Annotated in this window: 11 protein-coding genes; 8 read left to right on the top strand and 3 right to left on the bottom strand. The window is 43.3% G+C overall.

The genetic code is table 11. The features are described from left to right. The first annotated feature begins 113 nt into the window (after nucleotides 1-113). From BMX69_RS11690 to BMX69_RS11675, 4 genes are all read left to right on the top strand, one after another. Nucleotides 114-6,239 (top strand): glucoamylase family protein, encoded by a 6,126-nt coding sequence (locus BMX69_RS11690; protein WP_100042430.1) that lies wholly within the window; start codon nucleotides 114-116, stop codon nucleotides 6,237-6,239. Nucleotides 6,240-6,258: 19 nt separating this feature from the next. Further along, nucleotides 6,259-8,691, top strand: coding sequence for a glycoside hydrolase family 94 protein (locus tag BMX69_RS11685; RefSeq protein WP_100042429.1), 2,433 nt, complete (start codon nucleotides 6,259-6,261; stop codon nucleotides 8,689-8,691). A gap of 71 nt (nucleotides 8,692-8,762) precedes the next feature. Continuing rightward, nucleotides 8,763-9,686: a metallophosphoesterase gene (locus BMX69_RS11680; RefSeq protein WP_054791587.1), complete on the top strand. Its 924-nt coding sequence runs from the start codon at nucleotides 8,763-8,765 to the stop codon at nucleotides 9,684-9,686. Nucleotides 9,687-9,867: 181 nt separating this feature from the next. Further along, the gene (locus BMX69_RS11675) at nucleotides 9,868-10,608 is read left to right on the top strand and encodes an SDR family oxidoreductase (protein ID WP_054791586.1); all 741 of its coding nucleotides are present in this window, start codon (nucleotides 9,868-9,870) and stop codon (nucleotides 10,606-10,608) included. Between the two features lie 96 nt (nucleotides 10,609-10,704). Here BMX69_RS11675 and BMX69_RS11670 read toward each other — a convergent pair whose 3' ends face one another. Together BMX69_RS11670 and BMX69_RS24435 are read right to left on the bottom strand one after the other, a co-directional pair. Beyond that, nucleotides 10,705-10,944, bottom strand: coding sequence for a hypothetical protein (locus BMX69_RS11670; RefSeq protein WP_025233908.1), 240 nt, complete (start codon nucleotides 10,942-10,944; stop codon nucleotides 10,705-10,707). Between the two features lie 29 nt (nucleotides 10,945-10,973). Next, complete coding sequence (locus BMX69_RS24435) at nucleotides 10,974-11,123, bottom strand: hypothetical protein (RefSeq protein ID WP_166429703.1); 150 nt, start codon at nucleotides 11,121-11,123, stop codon at nucleotides 10,974-10,976. A 353-nt stretch (nucleotides 11,124-11,476) separates the two neighbouring features. Between BMX69_RS24435 and BMX69_RS11665 the strand changes: the two genes are divergently transcribed. From BMX69_RS11665 to BMX69_RS11650, 4 genes are all read left to right on the top strand, one after another. Further along, entirely contained in the window at nucleotides 11,477-12,649 is a 1,173-nt protein-coding gene (locus tag BMX69_RS11665) for an NAD(P)-dependent malic enzyme (protein WP_100042428.1), read from the top strand. Between the two features lie 75 nt (nucleotides 12,650-12,724). Beyond that, nucleotides 12,725-13,708 carry a 2-keto-3-deoxygluconate permease gene (locus tag BMX69_RS11660; RefSeq protein WP_100042427.1) on the top strand — a complete coding sequence of 328 codons (984 nt, stop codon included), beginning with the start codon at nucleotides 12,725-12,727 and terminating at the stop codon, nucleotides 13,706-13,708. 161 nt (nucleotides 13,709-13,869) lie between these two features. Continuing rightward, complete coding sequence (locus BMX69_RS11655; protein WP_100042426.1) at nucleotides 13,870-15,498, top strand: ATP-binding protein; 1,629 nt, start codon at nucleotides 13,870-13,872, stop codon at nucleotides 15,496-15,498. Then, on the top strand, nucleotides 15,470-16,144 hold the full coding sequence (locus tag BMX69_RS11650) for a response regulator (protein WP_100042425.1): 675 nt from the start codon (nucleotides 15,470-15,472) through the stop codon (nucleotides 16,142-16,144). Before BMX69_RS11655 ends, BMX69_RS11650 begins: the two co-directional genes overlap by 29 nt. A gap of 89 nt (nucleotides 16,145-16,233) precedes the next feature. Here BMX69_RS11650 and BMX69_RS11645 read toward each other — a convergent pair whose 3' ends face one another. Next, a complete protein-coding gene (locus BMX69_RS11645; RefSeq protein WP_242941411.1) occupies nucleotides 16,234-17,268 on the bottom strand; it encodes a lactonase family protein in 1,035 nt (344 codons plus the stop codon). Between the last annotated feature and the right edge of the window lie 201 nt (nucleotides 17,269-17,469).

Raw genomic sequence — 17,469 nt, 5'->3', positions numbered from 1 at the left:
CATAAAAAGTGCTACAATATAATACTGCGCTATTTTTTATAGAAAAACAGACAAACTATCTGTAAAAAGATTTGTTATGCCGGAAGGATTTCTTAAATAAGGAGGAGCTTCAATTGCAGAGCTTTTTGGAAAAAACTAATTTTTATATAAATTCACCGTTTCTGCTGAATATTCTATTGCTGCTGGCTGCGTCGATCTGCCTTGTACTATTCATTTTGTATTACCGGCGTTATCATTTTAGTAAGAACGTGCATTTCCCGGACTGCTTCCAGGGAGAAGAAAATAAATTTGACCCAAGCGAATGGGAGAAGCAGATGCTTGTTCTGGCAGAAGGTCATGACCAGGTCAGGCTGGTGGGACGCAGCTTTGTTCTTAATGATTATAACCAGGCTGCTTATAAAAAACTGAATAAAATAAGAGACAGTATCTCTGCCGTTTCCACGGATATCATTTCCCTGATACCGGCAGCACGCTGGCTCTTTGATAATTTCCAGATGCTGTACCGGGAAATTAAAAAGGTCCGTACATCAGGAACCAGCTATGCCGTTTTGCCGGTTCTGGAGGGAAAGGAATACCGGAACTTCCCCCGTATCTATGTTGTGGCAAAAAAAATGGTGGCTCTTTCCGGCGGGCACATAAGTGAAGAAAACATTTCTGTGATGTTAAAGGCTTATCAGCAAAAGATCCCCCTTACAGACAAGGAAATCTGGGTTTTGCCGGAAGTGCTGGGCTTTTGTATTCTTGAAGAAATCATTGTGATCGCGGAAGAAATTCTTCATATGATTGATGTGAAATCAAAGGCAGAAAAATTTCTCCGTGATAAGCTGGCAGATAAAAAGGGACCGGCCGATATATCCGCGCTGCTTTGCAAAACAGAGGATAACTTAAGGCTTAACTACTCCTTCCATGCCCATGTAATACATCTGCTGAAGAACCTGTCTTTTGATGAGGCTTCCATTCAAAAATACCTGGAACATCACTTTTCTTCCCTGGAGAGACAGGTAAAGACCTCCGGCATATTCATGGAGGAAGGAAAGATTGAATCATTTCTTGAGACAAATATCCGGACCTTGATTGTCAGCCTGAGGGATATCAATGAAGTTGATGAAGAGAAGTTCTTTGAGGAATATTCCTATCTGGAGCAGATTTTATCACAGGATCCGGATGGGGTATATCCAAAGATGGATTTGGAATCCAGGGGCATGTACCGTGGGGTAATCGTTAAATTATCGCACCGTTACCGGCTGTTGGAGGAAAAGATAGCAGGAGACTGTCTGGAACTGGCGGTTGAGGGAAGAGAGGACCTGCATTGTTCCCATCATGTGGGTTCCTATCTTTTGGGTAAAGGGTATCCGATTTTAAAAGCAAAGGCGTTAGGAAAGCCGATTCCTCAAAATATTAAAAAAAGAATGAACGTAAGCGGCTTCCTTTATTTCCTAGCCATGTTCCTTATTATTCCGGGACTTTGTGCCTGTCTGCTTTATGCCTTTTGGAACCTTGGCGGGCTTAGGAATATCAGCCGGCTAGTCATTCTCTTTTTATCGGCAATGCCGCTGTTAATGGGTATTTCCATAGAGCTTACAAATTTTATTTTTACTAGAAGAATTAAAGTCAGGAAGATTCCTTCTCTGAACTATCTGGAGGAAATACCAGAGGATGCAAAAACTTTTGTGGTTATGCCGGTTATTGTCTCCTCAAAGGAACAGGGCCTGGGGTACATGGAACGTCTTCAAAAGCATTATCTGGCAAACAGTCAGTCCAATCTTTACTTTGCATTGCTGCTTGATTTTGCGGATTCCACGGACGAGTTCATGGAAAATGACAAGGTGATTGAAAACGCCCTTGCTGCACGTATGAAGGAGTTAAATGAGCTCTATCCGTCTGAACAGCAGCGCTTTTCCTTATTCTTCCGCTGCCGCAAATGGAATAAAGCGGAGAACTGTTATATGGGCTGGGAGCGTAAAAGAGGAAAGCTGGAAGAGTTTAATAACCTTTTAAATGGCGAAGAAAAGGAGAATACCACCTTTTCCTCTATTTACTGCGACGAAAAGCTCCTTCCCACCTTCCGGTATGTAATCACGCTGGATGCGGATACCAATCTGCTTCGTGACAATGCCGCAAAACTGGTCGGTCTGATGGATCATCCTTTAAATAAGCCGATTCTTGACCCGGCAGGCCAAAAGGTAGAAGAAGGCTATGTCATCATTCAGCCTTCAGTAAGAAACCATATTGTGGATAAGAACGGCAGCAGGTTTGCGAAAATCTTCGGTGGGGAATCAGGCCTGGCTCATTACGGAACCGTAATATCAGATATTTACCAGGATATTTTTAATAAGGGAATCTATACCGGGAAGGGCATTTACGATCGGGAGGCCTTCCACAAGGTGCTTCAGAACAAGGTGCCGGAAAACAGGATTCTCAGTCATGACCTTTTTGAGAGCTGCTATGCAAGAACGGCTTTTTCCAGTACGGTCAAGATTATGGACAATTTTCCAACCAGTGTTTTATCCTTTACCAAAAGGGAACACCGATGGCTGCGCGGGGACTGGCAGCTTCTGCCCTGGCTGTTTTTAAGAAAGACCCAGGATGGTAAAAACTTATGTGCTCTGTCAAAATGGAAGATCTTTGACAACTTAAGAAGAAGCATGGTTCCTTTAAGCAAGACGTTATTTGTATTGTTTAATCTGGCATGGATGCCTAAGGCATATTATCTTTGGTTACCCATTGTTTTCTTTAATGATTTATTTACTCTGGTGATTCTTTTGCTTGCAGTTATCTCCCAGAAGCTGATCCGGCCAAAGCTCGCCCTTGTCTATAAATGCTTTTTTAGGGAACTTGCTGCAATGCTTTATCGGGCTTTCCTGGAGTTTACAATTACTCCTTACCGAGCTTATGTCGCAACGGATGCAATGATCAGAACCATGTACCGGATCTTTATCAGCAAAAAAAATCTGCTTCGCTGGAATACGGCGGAAGCAGTGGACGCCTCCATTGTCAATACCAGAAGGGGATATTTTATCACCATGTGGAGTTCTCTTCTTCCGGCGGCTGCCCTTGTGATAATCTTATTTATGGGACATTTAAACCCGGCCGGAATGATTTTGACAGCAATCGTAATTGCCGACTGGTGCTTTGCCTCCCAAATCGCCTACGGGATCAGTCAGCCGGATAAAAAGCTTCAACTTAAGAATCTAGCACAGAACAATGAACTGCTCCTGGATACTGCACGCAGAACCTGGCAGTTTTTTAAGGAGCTTTCCACGAAGGAAAATAACTGGCTCTGTCCGGATAATTACCAGATTTCAATGGTGGAAAAAGTCAGCGATAAAACATCGCCGACCAATATGGGACTTCAGTTTCTGGCAATCCTGTCAGCCAGGGATTTTGGTTTCGAAACGTTAAGCTCTACGGTTGAAGTCGTGGAAAATCTGATGGAAACGATTCAGAAAATGCCCAAATTCAATGGGCATCTCTATAACTGGTATCATATCGGGACCCTGGAGGTATTAAACCCTGCCTATATATCAACCGTTGACAGCGGCAATTTCCTGGGGCATCTGGTGGCGCTTAAAAATGGACTTCTGGAACAGATAGACAGGCCGGTTTATCCGGAGAATTTTCTGTCCGAGCTCAGGATTGCGGTTGAAAACAGCAATGAAGAACTTCGGATAAGAACAGGCAGCTCTGCCGGACATGAACTGAAACCAAGGTATCAAAGGATAGGGGAGCTGATAGATGATATTGTGCAAATCAGGGAAGATTTAAACCATAGGGAGCTTTCACCGCCGGAAGACTACCCCTGGACCAGACAGTTAATGAATCTCATTGACAGCACTGTAAAAGAAGCTGAAGCTTTAAAACTGAAGGAGAAGACCTATTTCTCTTATCCTTCCCTTCGCAGTATTACATCGGAGGACAATAAATTTGCGGATAGCATGATAGAACGGATCAGAGCGCTCAGCAATAAAATAGACGGCATTTTAACAAATGTAGATTTCCGTTTTTTATTTAACGAAAAGAGAATGCTGTTCCACATCGGATATCATGTTTCAACCCACACGCTTGATGAAGGCTGCTATGACCTTATGGCGTCTGAATCGGCGCTTACAAGCCTTCTTGCCATAGCCATGGGAGAAGTGCCGCTAAAGCATTGGAATAAACTGGGAAGACCGCTGACCATTGTGGGAGGCATTCCCTGCTTTGTGTCCTGGAGCGGTACGATGTTTGAATATCTGATGCCAAATCTTGTATTCAAAGAATATGAAGACTCCGTCTATGCACAGACTTCCAGGGCGGCGGTGCTCCAGCATATGAAGTATGCAAAAGAGGCGGAAATACCCTGGGGAATATCGGAATCCCAGTATTACCGGTTCGACCTAAACTCGAATTACCAGTACAAGGCCTTCGGTGTTCCAAAGATAAGACTCCAGCCGGTCCGTAAGAACTCCATGGTGGTTGCTCCCTATGCGACGATGCTGGCACTGGATATTGCAGAAGAAGAGTGTATGGAAAACTTAAAACGACTGAAGGAATTAGGCGCTTACGGCACTTACGGTTTCTATGAATCCGTAGATTTTAATGTGCCGAATTCTGTGGAACTGACCCCTTATTGCATAGTAAAATCCTATATGGCCCATCATCAGGGGATGAATCTGGCTGCAATTAATAATTATCTGAATGGGGGAATCCTTCGGGAGAGGTTTCACGGGGAGATGATGATAAAAGCCACAGAAGTTCTGCTGGAAGAAAAACGTCAGTCCTATTTGATTTCCATTGCAAAGCAGGGATATACCATAAAGATTGGAAAGCCTCTTTTTAAAGAAGACATTTACAGTAGCCGGTATGTCAACCGTACCGGCATGAATCCACCGGTTGTGAATTATTTATCAAATGGTAATTATTCACTGATGATAACCACCGATGGGGATGGCTTCAGTAAATATGAAGACCGGATGCTTTACCGTTTCCGGTCGGATATTTATGCGAATACAGGTAATTATATCTATATCAAAGATATGAAGCGGGGAAGGGTCTGGAGTGCCGCTTATCATCCGACCAGAAAGACACCGGATGCTTACCAGGTAATTTTCAGCCCGCACCAGGCGGAATTTAAACGCAGGGATGGAGATATCTCATCACACATGATTGTCAGCTTAAATGCGGACCAAAACTATGAGATACGTAAAATCATCTTCACCAATCACGGGAATGAGGAAAAGCACTTGGAGGTGACCAGCTATCTGGAGGTGGTGGATGATACCCATCTGGCAGAAATAAGCCATCCTGCATTCAATAAGCTATTCCTGGAGAGTGAGTACCTGGAAGAGCAGGACATCTTTCTGGCAAAAAGACGGCGGAAGGATAATGATGATGATGATAATCCTTATATGATGCACATGGTTAGAACCGGAACAAAGCTATGCAAAAAACTGGAATATGAAAATGACAGAAAACGCTTTATCGGAAGAAACAATACCCTGGAAAATCCGGATTCAGTGGTTAACAGCATTGCCTTTTTAAATAATTCAGGCTTTTGCAATGACCCGATCATGAGCCTGCGGGCACAGATCTGCATAGGGGCGGGTGAAACCGCCTGCATTTCATTCATTACCGGAGTGTGCGCAAGTAAAGAGGAAGCAATAAAAATCGCAGGGGAATTAAATGTAAGCTACCGGATCGATGATATCCTGGAAAAATTCCGGCTTCAAACGAACCTGGAGTTAAAGTATCTGGAGATTACCAGAGCCCAGTTAAACGCCTTTCAGGACTTAATCAGCCCTGTCTTCTATCCTTCGGGCATTTACCGGGGGCCGGCTGAAAATATAAGGCGGAACTTTATGAATCAAAGCTTCCTGTGGAAATTCGGAGTGTCAGGGGATAACCCCATCCTGCTTTTAATGATCCGGTCCATGAAAGAGGAAAGAATCGTAAAGGATGCATTAAAGGCTTACGAATATTTAAGAATTAACCGTGTTATGGTGGATTTAATTATCCTGATTGATTCCAAGCATGGGTATCATCAGGAGGTGGATGAATTAATCAACGATATGACAAGCTCTCTTCGAATCTATGATTCCAGAAGCGAGAAGCCAAGCTTCTTTATGCTGCATACGTATGAGATGAAACCGGCGGAGCTTGATTTGCTGTATACGGTAGCACGGGTCGTATTTTCAGAGAAAACGGGGATCTATTTTACCAATGGCAAAGAAAAACAGTATGAATTGCTTGAAGAATATTAGGCTTTAAGGAGGAAGGGTTTTGGACACAGCATATGCACCTACAACACAGGAGAAAGAAACAGAGAATTATGAATTTTTTAACGGCTTCGGGGCATTTGCCTGTGAAGGCAGGGAATATGAAATTCTGCTGGAGGGTAATAACCGGCCGCCGGCACCCTGGATTAATGTTGTTTCAAACAAAAACTTTGGATTCCAGATATCGGAGTCTGGTGCCGGATTTACCTGGAGTATCAACAGCAGGGAGAATAAGCTGACTCCATGGTCCAATGACCCAGTCAGTGACAGAGCCTCTGAGGCAATCTATATTCTGGATGAAATATCCGGTGAGGTTATGACTCCCATGTCCTTAGGAAGGTCTGACCGGGGCACTTACCGGGTAAGGCATGGCTTTGGATACAGCAGGTTCCTTCATGAGGAAGCTCTTATTAATCAGGAGCTGACTGTTTTTACTCCTTTGGATGAGTCATTAAAGCTATGGAGCCTTACGCTTACCAACCGCTCGGATAAAGTGAAATATTTAAGCCTGACCTATTATGTGGAATGGGTTTTGGGAACCCAGGGAGAGCAAACCAATCCCTATATCCTGACCTCCTATAACAATGAGCATGAATGCTTATATTCAAAGAACATTTATACCATGAACTTTCAAAACACCTATTCCTACCTGTTTTCCAGTGAAACCATCATCGGTTATACCGGGGACAGGAAGGAGTTTCTGGGGCAAAAGGGCAGTGTCCGGGAGCCGCGGGGGGCGGAGGTCAAGCTATCCTGCAATACGGGTGTTTGCTATGATCCCTGCGGAGCGATTCAGGTATCCGTTGCAATACAGCCGCAAGAGAGCAAGACGGTGTTGTTTGGTCTGGGGCAGAGCACCAGCCTTGAAGAGATATATAAAATCAGAAACAAGTACAGGGAAACCGCCGCTTCTGAAAAGGAGCTTGAAAGGGTGAGAACCTATTGGGACGGTTTATTAGGGACGGTTAAAGTCAAAACAAAGGACAGGGCAGTGGACATCCTGGTGAATGGCTGGCTGCTTTATCAGACGGTATCCTGCCGCATTCAGGCAAGAGCTGGCTTTTATCAGTGTGGAGGAGCCTATGGATACCGGGACCAGCTGCAGGATACCCTTTCCCTTCTCTTTGCGGATTCCAGTATTTTACGCAGGCAGATTCTAATTGCATGCAGCAGGCAGTTTGAAGAGGGCGATGTCCAGCACTGGTGGCATCCTCCTATGGGGATCGGTGTGAGAACGAGAATCACCGATGATTTGCTGTGGCTTCCTTATTGCACTGCAGCTTATATCCGAAGTACCGGAGATACCACAATTTTAAAGGAGCAGGTCCCTTATATCAAGGGTCCGCTGCTTAAGGAGGGGGAGCATGATATGATGTTTACCCCGGAAATATCCCAAAGCTTTGAAAGTGTTTATGAACATTGTAAAAAAGCCATCGGCCGGACAAACTTCGGAGAACATGGACTTCCTCTCATGGGGGGTGGCGACTGGAACGACGGTATGAATGAGGTAGGAATAGAGGGGAAGGGAGAGAGTGTATGGCTTGCATGGTTTTTCTATACGGTGCTGGGGGACTTTATTCCTTTGTGCAGTCAGGAGAATGATGAGGCTTACGGCCGGGAACTGGAGCAGAAACGGGAAGGCCTGCTTCAAAGCATCGAAGAACACACCTGGGATGGGGAGTGGTATCTTCGTGCCTTTTATGACGACGGCTCGAAGCTGGGATCCAAGGAAAATGATGAGTGCCGGATCGATTCCATCAGTCAGTCCTGGAGCGTGATATCTAAGGGGGCAAAAGAGGAACGGGCAAAAACGGCAATGCAGTCGGCATGGCGTTATCTCCTAAGAGAGGAAGAGGCTATTTCCCTGCTTTTGACGCCTCCCTTTAATAAAACAAGCAAAAACCCAGGTTATATCAAAAATTACATCCCAGGTATGCGGGAAAACGGAGGCCAGTATACCCATGCGGCGGTTTGGCTGGCGATTGCCACGTCAATGCTCCATGACTATCACATGGCACAAACTCTGTTCACCATACTTAATCCGATTCACGTGACGCAAACCAGGAAGGATGTGCTCAGGTATGAGAAGGAGCCTTATGTCATGACGGCGGATATCTCCTTAAGCCCTCCTTATACCGGAAGAGGTGGTTGGAGCTGGTATACCGGTTCCGCAGGCTGGATGTACCAGGGGTTATTATGCTGGTTTCTTGGCATTCGGAAAGAGGTGAATGAGCTGGTCATTGATCCGGCCACGCCGGCAAGCTTCGGCGATTTTTCCATTGAGTATAAGTATGGCAGGTCTATCTATGAAATCAGGGTCGAAAGCAGAAGCAAGGGAACTCTGACAACGGAAGCAATCACTGTAGATGACAAGCTCATAAAAGGGAACAGGGTTTTGCTTGTGGATGACGGAGAAAAGCATCTGGTTATCGTTTAGTACCTTGTTTTGCTGTTCCTTAGAGACAGAGTCCTAAAGCAACAGGAATGGGAAATCGGAAAGGAGGTAACATGAAGACTGACAGACGATTGAATCATGCATATAAAAATGCTGATGTAGTGTATTTTGATGATAACTCAAAATATATATTTTTTAGTGATATCCACAGAGGGGATGACAGCATCTCAGATGAATTTACCAGAAATCAGAATGTTTTTTTGCATGCATTAAATTACTATTATAAAGAAGGATATGAATATATAGAAGTTGGAGATGGAGATGAGCTTTGGGAATACAAGAATTTTAGTGTTATCCGTTTGGCCCACAGCGATGTTTTTACAGTGATCAAAAAGTTTTATGATGAAGGCCGCTTTATCATGTTATATGGGAATCATAATATTTATTTAAAGTCAAAGCTGTTTATCAGAGAAAATTATTATCAATATTATGATGAATACAATCAAATGCGAGTGGACTTATACAGGGGACTGAAGCCGAAGGAAGCAATCATTCTTAAACACAAGAAAACCAAACAGAAGATTTTTGTGCTTCATGGGCATCAGGGTGATATTATGAATGATCAGCTATGGCTTTTTTCCATGTTATTACTTCGGTATTTTTGGAGGTATCTGCATATCGTTGGATTCGGCAATCCAACCAGCCCGGCCCGTAATTTATTTAAAAGACATAAAGTAGAGAAGGTTTATGACAGATGGATAGAAAAAAATAAAATGATGCTGATCTGTGGACATACTCACAGACCAAAGTTCCCGAAAGAAGATGACCTCCCATACTTTAATACTGGCTGCTGCATACGTACCCGTGGGATTAATGGAATTGAAATTGCAAATGGCATGATACAAATGGTTGACTGGAGAATTGCTGCCAATGAAATAGGAGAATTACGTGTTCACAGGACAGTAGTTAGAGGACCGGTACCACTTGAAAATTATGATTATAAAAACAATCCTTTTTCGACTCATTATAATAACTGAGATGGAGTTAAACCCCTGAACTGTCATAAAGGCCGTAACACTTGCCTTGATTACCGTTCAGGGGTTTTTCCACCGTTATGGTTGATTTGATATCTGAACAAAAGAAGCTCTTGACATTAATGATAACTCTAATGTTATATTGTCTTTATCATCAATAGGTTGTTATAAAAAGGAGGATATCATGAATAGAGGAATTGTTGTTACCGGTGGCGCACATGGGATAGGAAAACAGATATGCCTGGATTTTACTCAGGCGGGCGATCAAGTATGCTTTCTTGATATAGATGAAAAGAGATCTGCTGAATTTGCAGAAGAAAATCCAAATCTGTTTTACTTTTGCGGAGATGCGGCAGAACCTCTGACATTAAAAAGGTTCATTGAATTTTCTCTTGAAAAGCTTTTTCGGATCGATGTTTTAGTCAACAATGCCTGCCGTGGTAATAAAGGTATTTTATCCGGCTTAACCTATGAAGAATTTGATCATACCTTATCCATCGGATTGAAAGCTCCATTTGAATTAAGCCGCCTATGTAAAGATGAATTAATCAAAAATCACGGAAGAATTATTAATATTGCTTCATCACGTGCATTTCAGTCGGAGCCTGATACAGAAGCATATGCTAGTGCGAAAGGCGGAATTGTTGCATTGACACATGCTCTGGCAGTATCACTGGGGCCGGATGTTCTCGTTAACTGTATTGCTCCAGGCTGGATCAATGTAACAGAGCAGCAGGAATTCAGCCAAGAAGACCGCTTTGCAATTCCGGCAGGAAAAGTAGGAACACCAAAGGATATTTCAAATATGGTGTTGTTTTTATGTGAACAGGATTTTATAACAGGGGAGACCATCACCGTGGATGGGGGAATGAATAAACGGATGATTTATCATGGAGATTGGAACTGGCATTATAACGCTGACTGAGAGAAAGGATTTTTACAAACGGAAGTACTTATACTGAAATTTAATGAAAACCGCAATCCTTTAAAAAGGACTGCGGTTTTCATTTGCAGACTAAAGTTACTTCCAATCAGAAAGCCAGGACTTGTCATTTGCAATTGCATTTACGATCTCTTCCCCTGATTTGAAATTATCAAAGGTACCTCTGTTGATTTCACTAATGGCTTTACCCAACAAGTTTTCATAGTATGCTTCCGGTGTTATTTCAGTTGTGGTCTGGTGGAAATGCTGCTGGGATTCAGACGAGGCTATTCTTGCATATTCGTCTTTTACTTGGGATATGAGCTTATCACGGTTCATACAATTTACTCCTTTGCATAAAAAATCAATTATTTATCATTACCGGGTTTGTGACGGCTGCCGGACTGCTTCTTAGTATTTCGGCTTTCTCCGTCTAATGCGCTCTCAGCCATGGTAGGGCCACCATTGGCTTTTTTCTTACGGATTGATTTTGGGTCAAGTTGTGAATCTTTTGCCATAATTATTCTCCTTAATATTAATAAGGTTATTATCTACAGGTAAAAGGATATTATTCGCTTTCGGATTTTGTATTCGAGCTTGTTTCTTACTGATACAGCCTGGACTGGAGCAGCGTCTCATTGAAGCATAGCAGCGTTTGTTTCAGGATACGGCAGCAGGAAAGTGTGTTGGGTGAACCATTGTCTGGAGTATATAAAAACTCTGTTAAAAACGTTTAATATTTAACAAATTATACAATATGAACAATATGATTTCTTTATGTTAATAATATTTTCATCATAATGCGTTTGTGTTATCCTCGGTTTGTAGCAAAAACAACCAAAGGAAGTATTGGAAGGGAAGGGGATCCATAATGAATTATTTTGAAGAGAGCTTAAAATTGCATGAACGCCATGCCGGAAAAATCGAAATCAGATCTAAGGTTCCTGTAGTTACCAGAGAAGACTTAAGCCTTGCTTATACCCCGGGAGTAGCGGAGCCATGCCGGAAAATTCATGCCAATGAGGAAGATGTATATAAGTATACCTCGAAAGGAAATCTGGTCGCAGTCGTTACTGACGGAACAGCAGTGCTTGGGCTTGGAGACATCGGACCAAAGGCAGGTCTTCCGGTTATGGAAGGAAAGGCGATTTTATTTAAAGAATTTGCGGATGTCAATGCGATTCCGATTTGCCTGGATACCAAAGATACGGATGAAATTGTAACAGCAGTTAAATGGATTGCACCGGGATTTGGAGGCATCAATCTGGAGGATATTTCAGCACCAAGGTGCTTTGAGGTAGAAGAACGGTTAAAAAAGGAGCTTGATATTCCCGTGTTCCACGATGATCAGCACGGAACCGCCATTGTGGTGCTGGCAGGAATTATCAATGCGTTAAAGGTAGTAGGCAAAGATATCAGAGAAATTAAAGTTGTGGTAAACGGTGCAGGAGCAGCGGGTACCGCCATTGCTAAGCTACTGCTTGCCTGCGGCGTTTCAAAGCTGATTGTCTGTGATAAAGTAGGCATTCTTTATCAGGGAATAGAAGGTGTTGACCATGCCAAGCAGGCGCTGGCGAAAATAACAAATCCGGAACAGTTAAAAGGAGATTTAAGCGATGCATTAAAGGGTGCAGATGTGTTTATCGGAGTTTCTGCTCCTGACATTGTAAGCAGGGAAATGGTAAGCTCCATGAACCAGGATGCCATCCTCTTTGCCATGGCAAATCCAACTCCTGAAATCATGCCGGAGGCGGCAAGAGAAGCAGGCGCCAGAGTCATTGGAACCGGCCGTTCGGATTTCCCAAATCAGGTAAACAATGTTCTTGCTTTTCCTGGAATCTTCAAAGGCGCATTGGAGGTAAGGGCAAGGGAAATCAATGAGGAAATGAAGCTTGCGGCAGCCTATGCCATTGCTTCCATGGTTTCCGATGAGGAGTTAAATGAGGAATGCGTCATTCCGAATGCATTGGATAAAAAGGTTTCTGAAAATGTGGCGGAAGCAGTAAAAAAGGCGGCAAGAGAAAGCGGTGCAGCCAGAATATAGCAGAAGGAGTCAAATCACCTGCAGCAGCCGCAAAGCAGATAAGAATAGGCTTTTTTATAATAGGAGGATTGAAATATGCAGATTCCAATCAAAAAAACGCTGGATAAAATTCCGGGAGGAATGATGGTGGTTCCCTTGTTTTTAGGGGTTCTGGTCAACACCTTTTTCCCACAGTTTTTGGAAATGGGAGGCTTTACCACCGCCTTATTCAGTAAAACTGCGTCCACGCCGATTTTAGCATGTTTTATGTTTCTGATCGGTTCACAGATTCATTTTAAACTGGCTCCAAAGGCAATAAAAAAGGGTGCTTTATTGATTGCAGGTAAATTTATCGTAGGAGCGGGACTTGGTATTTTCGTCGGAAAGGTCTTTGGCTCAGCCGGTGTGCTTGGACTTTCCCCGTTAGCCATTCTTGCGGGATTAACCAACTGCAACGGAGGCCTTTATGCTTCACTTGCCTCACAGTATGGGGATGAGACTGATGTGGGAGCGTATGCTCTGCTGTCAATTAAGGATGGTCCGTTCTTTACCCTGGTGGCACTTGGAGCTTCCGGTCTGGCACAGGTTCCTTTTAAAGCATTGCTGGCAGTGATGATCCCCATTGTCATCGGAATGATCTTGGGAAATCTGGATTCCGATATGAGAGCCTTCTTAGGCAGTAGTAAATTACTGTTGATTCCGTTCTTTTCCTTCCCTCTGGGAGCTGGAATGAACCTGGAAACAATCGTGAAAGCAGGAGGTCCTGGGATTTTGCTTGGGATTGTGGCATCATTTACCGGAATAGGGGCATACATACTCCTTAAGCTGTTTAAAGAGGAACCCATCATCGGCCTGGCGACCGGTTCCACGGCAGGGAATGCGGTGGCAACGCCTGAGGCGGTTGCAGCGGCCGACCCGACTCTTGCCGTAGTTGCAGCCGCAGCAACCGCACAAGTAGCCGCAGCCTGCGTGGTATCGGCAATCATCTGTCCGTTTATTGTTTCCTTTGTATTTAAAAAGCTAAGGCAGAATCAGTCGAATGCGGTTAAACACAATGACAGGGCTGAGGCGGCCGGATAAAAACGGTATAAGAAACCAATAACGAATACGATGCTCCCACGGAGGCAGACTAGAATAAAACATGTTTGCATCCCGTGGGAGTATTCTTTTGCGTAAGAGAAGGACATTGTGATCCGCCGGTTTATTTGGTAAAATAGAGGGAGAAAGGACAACTGTGAGCTATGGAAAGAAAAAAACCAATGAAGCTGCAGACCATGCTTAGTTTATTCGTCATTGCAGTTGTTTTTGTTTCAATTGCCATCATTATTTCTTTTGTTGCTTCATGGATGACCAGGAGTATCGAAAAGGAAGCGAAGACCAATGTCATGAACGTGGCGGAGCTTGTAGCACATTCCAGCGAGGTGATCGGTGCGCTGGGAAAAAAGAATACTCAGGTAATTGCTTCTTATGTTGATATGCAGCTTAAGAATCTGGAGCTGGTGGATTATATTACAGTGGCGGATAACCAGGGAATCCGTTATTCCCATCCCAATCCTCAAATGATCGGAAAAGCGTTTGAGGGCGGAGATGAGTACCGTGTGGTGCGCCTGGGAGAGACTTATGTATCCGAAGCAACCGGAACTATGGGGAAATCCCTGCGTGCTTTTGCACCGATTTATGATGAGCACCATCAAGAGATTGGTTTTGTCTCTGTCGGTACGCTGATTGCGCGGATCGAAAAGGCGAAGCACATGGCTGTTTTCTATATCATGTTAATCGGCTTTGGAGGGCTGTCGGCAGGAAGCGTGGGAGCCTTTCTTTTGGCGAACCATATCAAAAGGATGCTGCTGGGATTAGAGCCCGATGAGATCGCAAAGCTTTATCATGAGAAGATGGGAATACTGGATGCCATTCATGAAGGGCTGGTAGCCATTGACCAGGAAGGCCGGATCACATTGATGAATGATTCGGCATTACAGATTCTTGGTTTTAATAAAGATGAAATGAAGGATCAGGTAATTGGACGCGGTATTGAAGAGATAATCCCCAATACCCGTATGACAAATATATTAAGCACGAAACAGGCAGAATTTGATGATGAACAAAGGCTTCATGATACTTTGATTGTCACCAACCGGATTCCTATCTTGAATCGGGGACAGGTGATCGGGGTCATAGCCAGCTTCCGGGACAAAACAGAGATAACCAGACTGGCGGAGGAACTGACCGGAGTAAAAAAACTGACATGGTCCTTACGGGCACAGAATCATGAATTTATGAATAAGCTTCATACCATTGCCGGTCTCATACAGCTTGAGGAGTATGAAGAAGCCCTGCAGTTTATATCCGATGTTGCCAGGATAAGGACGGAAATGAGCCACATTCTCACGGATCATATCAAGGATTCAGCCGTGTCCGCTCTTCTTTTGTCCAAGTATAATAAAGCGGAGGAATGCAGAATTAAGTTAACCATAGATGAAAGCTCCAGGCTGAACAAACTGCCCTGTGGCATGAATTCCCAGGATCTGGGTTCGGTTATCGGAAATCTGATCGAAAATTCACTGGATGAAGTGAAAAATGACGGGACAGGCAGGATCGATATTAACATTGCTGAGGAGAAGCAGTTTCTTACGATCCGGATCAAGGATAATGGAAAAGGAATCCCTCCAGAGCTTCACGAAAAGATATTTGAACAGGGCTTTTCCACCAAAGAGGGGCAGCGTGGATGCGGATTGTTCATTGTGAAAAAGATCATAGAGGAATATGGGGGATCAATCCATTTAACATCAGAAGAAGGAGCACAATGGGATATTACAATTCCTATGGAAAGGAGGGAAGAACTTGATTGGAGTCATGATTGTGGAAGATGATCCAATGGTTCTGGAAATCAACTCGAAGTTTTTAAGAAGAGTGGAAGGATTTACTCTATACAAAGGGGTATCAAATCTGGAGGAAGCAAAAAAGGCGATGCTTTCTAAAAAGCCGGATTTGATTCTGCTTGATGTGTATCTTCCCAATGAAAATGGAATGGATTTTTTAAAATGGGTCCGAAGCCAGGAAATGAATGCAGATATCATTTTAATTACAGCAGATAAATCCATAGAACGAATCCAGGAGGCATTTCGGTATGGAGTGGTAGATTATCTGATTAAACCTTTTCGCTTTGAGCGCTTTAAGGAAGCCTTACTGCAGTTTAAGGACCGGTATGACAGCTTTAAAAACAGCGACATGATTGAGCAGAAGGATCTGGACCGGTACTTATCCGGCCAGATTGCTTCCCAGAACGAAGCGGATTTTACCAAGGGCTTTAATAAGTACACCTATCATGCCATCTGGGAAAAAATTGAGCAGGGCGGAGAAGAGTATTATACAGCGGAAAATCTTGCAGAAATGCTGCAGATCGCAAGAGTCACGGTAAGAAGATATCTGGAGCTTATGGAAAAGGAAGAAAAGATATATAAATTAGTGGAATACGGAAAGGTTGGAAGACCGCAGCACAAATATAGAAAGATATAATAATGGTTCGGAGCGATCACAATTTGCCTGACAGGATTGTGTAAATGATATCAGGCAAATTGAGATTAAAATGATTTATAAGCTATTATTTAATACCTCTTTGGCAAGCATAGGATTGCCAAACCTTGTGAACCTAAATACGGTAACTGTGTATCGCGGATAACCTCTGTCCGGATTAGTCTGCCATTCCGGTCAGTAAAGAAAACACTGATGGAGCCCTCATTTCCGTTGAGTACATACAAGTTATTGGAACAAATACCGCTGTCAATCGGTGCACCAGATCCATCATTCGTACTATAGGTAATATTTGTAACTTTAAGACGTCCGTTACGTTCGACTTCATACGTCGTTATTGTGTGGCCGCCAGCATTGGATGTATAAGCAAAACGTCCGTTTTCAGATAGTGAGACCCAACAGGTAGCTGATTGAAAATTCAATACAGATGGACTAATGACTGAAAGTGTTCCGTCATGATTAATTTTGTAGGAAGATAATGCATTTATTCCAACTTCCGTAACCAGCAAGATATCATTTGTTAAGAAGACAGAGCCAAAAGGTCCGGGACCGCTGGAGTTGCTGAGGATAGGGCCAGTGAGGGATCCATCTTGTTGAACGGTAAATACACTGATTAGGTTTGTGTTCTGCTCGGAAACAGCTATTTTTTTGCCGTTATAATTGATGACAATGCAGGCTGGCTTGGCATTTACTGTACTTAATGGCTTAGCAGAGCCAATGATTTCGGTAAGCATGCCGTTTTCGTCTATATGAAAACCGGTAACATTGGATGCAATACTGCTTCCATTGCCTGCATTTGCCACATAGAGAAGATTACGGTGAGTTGTCAGGCTTATTGGAAGGAAACCACCGGACGGCTTAACGTCTGCAAGAATCAAGGTTCCCGATCTGGTGATTTTGAAGCTGGAGATATTATTGCTGCCAGCGTTCACGACAAAAAGGAAATGTCCATCATCGGATATTACAATTGATCCCTGTGAACCAAGAGGATCAACAATGGGGGTTCCGGTTCCTTGACCGCCTGTCTTGTAAGCCTTAATAAATGTAAAATCATCGTTGAATTTCTGGCGAATCGCTATTATTTCATTTTCATCAGCGTTATTTGTCATAGAGTAAACGGCATATCCATGCCGGCAGTTTGTTATATCGTACATTTATTTATCACTCCTTATACGAAATATTATTAATAGGAATGTGCGTAATATGGTGTTTACGCTAATATTAATATATGCTATATTTATTTAAATGCGATTATAAACTGTCTTAAGAAAGTATATTGCTGTCAAACTTAGCATGTAATGAAACAGCAT

Origin of the sequence: Lacrimispora sphenoides JCM 1415 (genome assembly GCF_900105615.1) — a bacterium.
Taxonomy (GTDB): domain Bacteria; phylum Bacillota; class Clostridia; order Lachnospirales; family Lachnospiraceae; genus Lacrimispora; species Lacrimispora sphenoides.
This window is presented reverse-complemented; position numbering and strand designations above follow the sequence as displayed.

Coding starts and splice junctions, on each gene's coding strand:
- BMX69_RS11680 (WP_054791587.1), top strand. CDS start 8,763: ATGAAGACTGACAGACGATTGAATCATGCATATAAAAATGCTGATGTA.
- BMX69_RS11675 (WP_054791586.1), top strand. CDS start 9,868: ATGAATAGAGGAATTGTTGTTACCGGTGGCGCACATGGGATAGGAAAA.
- BMX69_RS11670 (WP_025233908.1), bottom strand. CDS start 10,944: ATGAACCGTGATAAGCTCATATCCCAAGTAAAAGACGAATATGCAAGA.
- BMX69_RS24435 (WP_166429703.1), bottom strand. CDS start 11,123: ATGGCAAAAGATTCACAACTTGACCCAAAATCAATCCGTAAGAAAAAA.
- BMX69_RS11665 (WP_100042428.1), top strand. CDS start 11,477: ATGAATTATTTTGAAGAGAGCTTAAAATTGCATGAACGCCATGCCGGA.
- BMX69_RS11660 (WP_100042427.1), top strand. CDS start 12,725: ATGCAGATTCCAATCAAAAAAACGCTGGATAAAATTCCGGGAGGAATG.
- BMX69_RS11655 (WP_100042426.1), top strand. CDS start 13,870: ATGGAAAGAAAAAAACCAATGAAGCTGCAGACCATGCTTAGTTTATTC.
- BMX69_RS11645 (WP_242941411.1), bottom strand. CDS start 17,268: ATGACAAATAACGCTGATGAAAATGAAATAATAGCGATTCGCCAGAAA.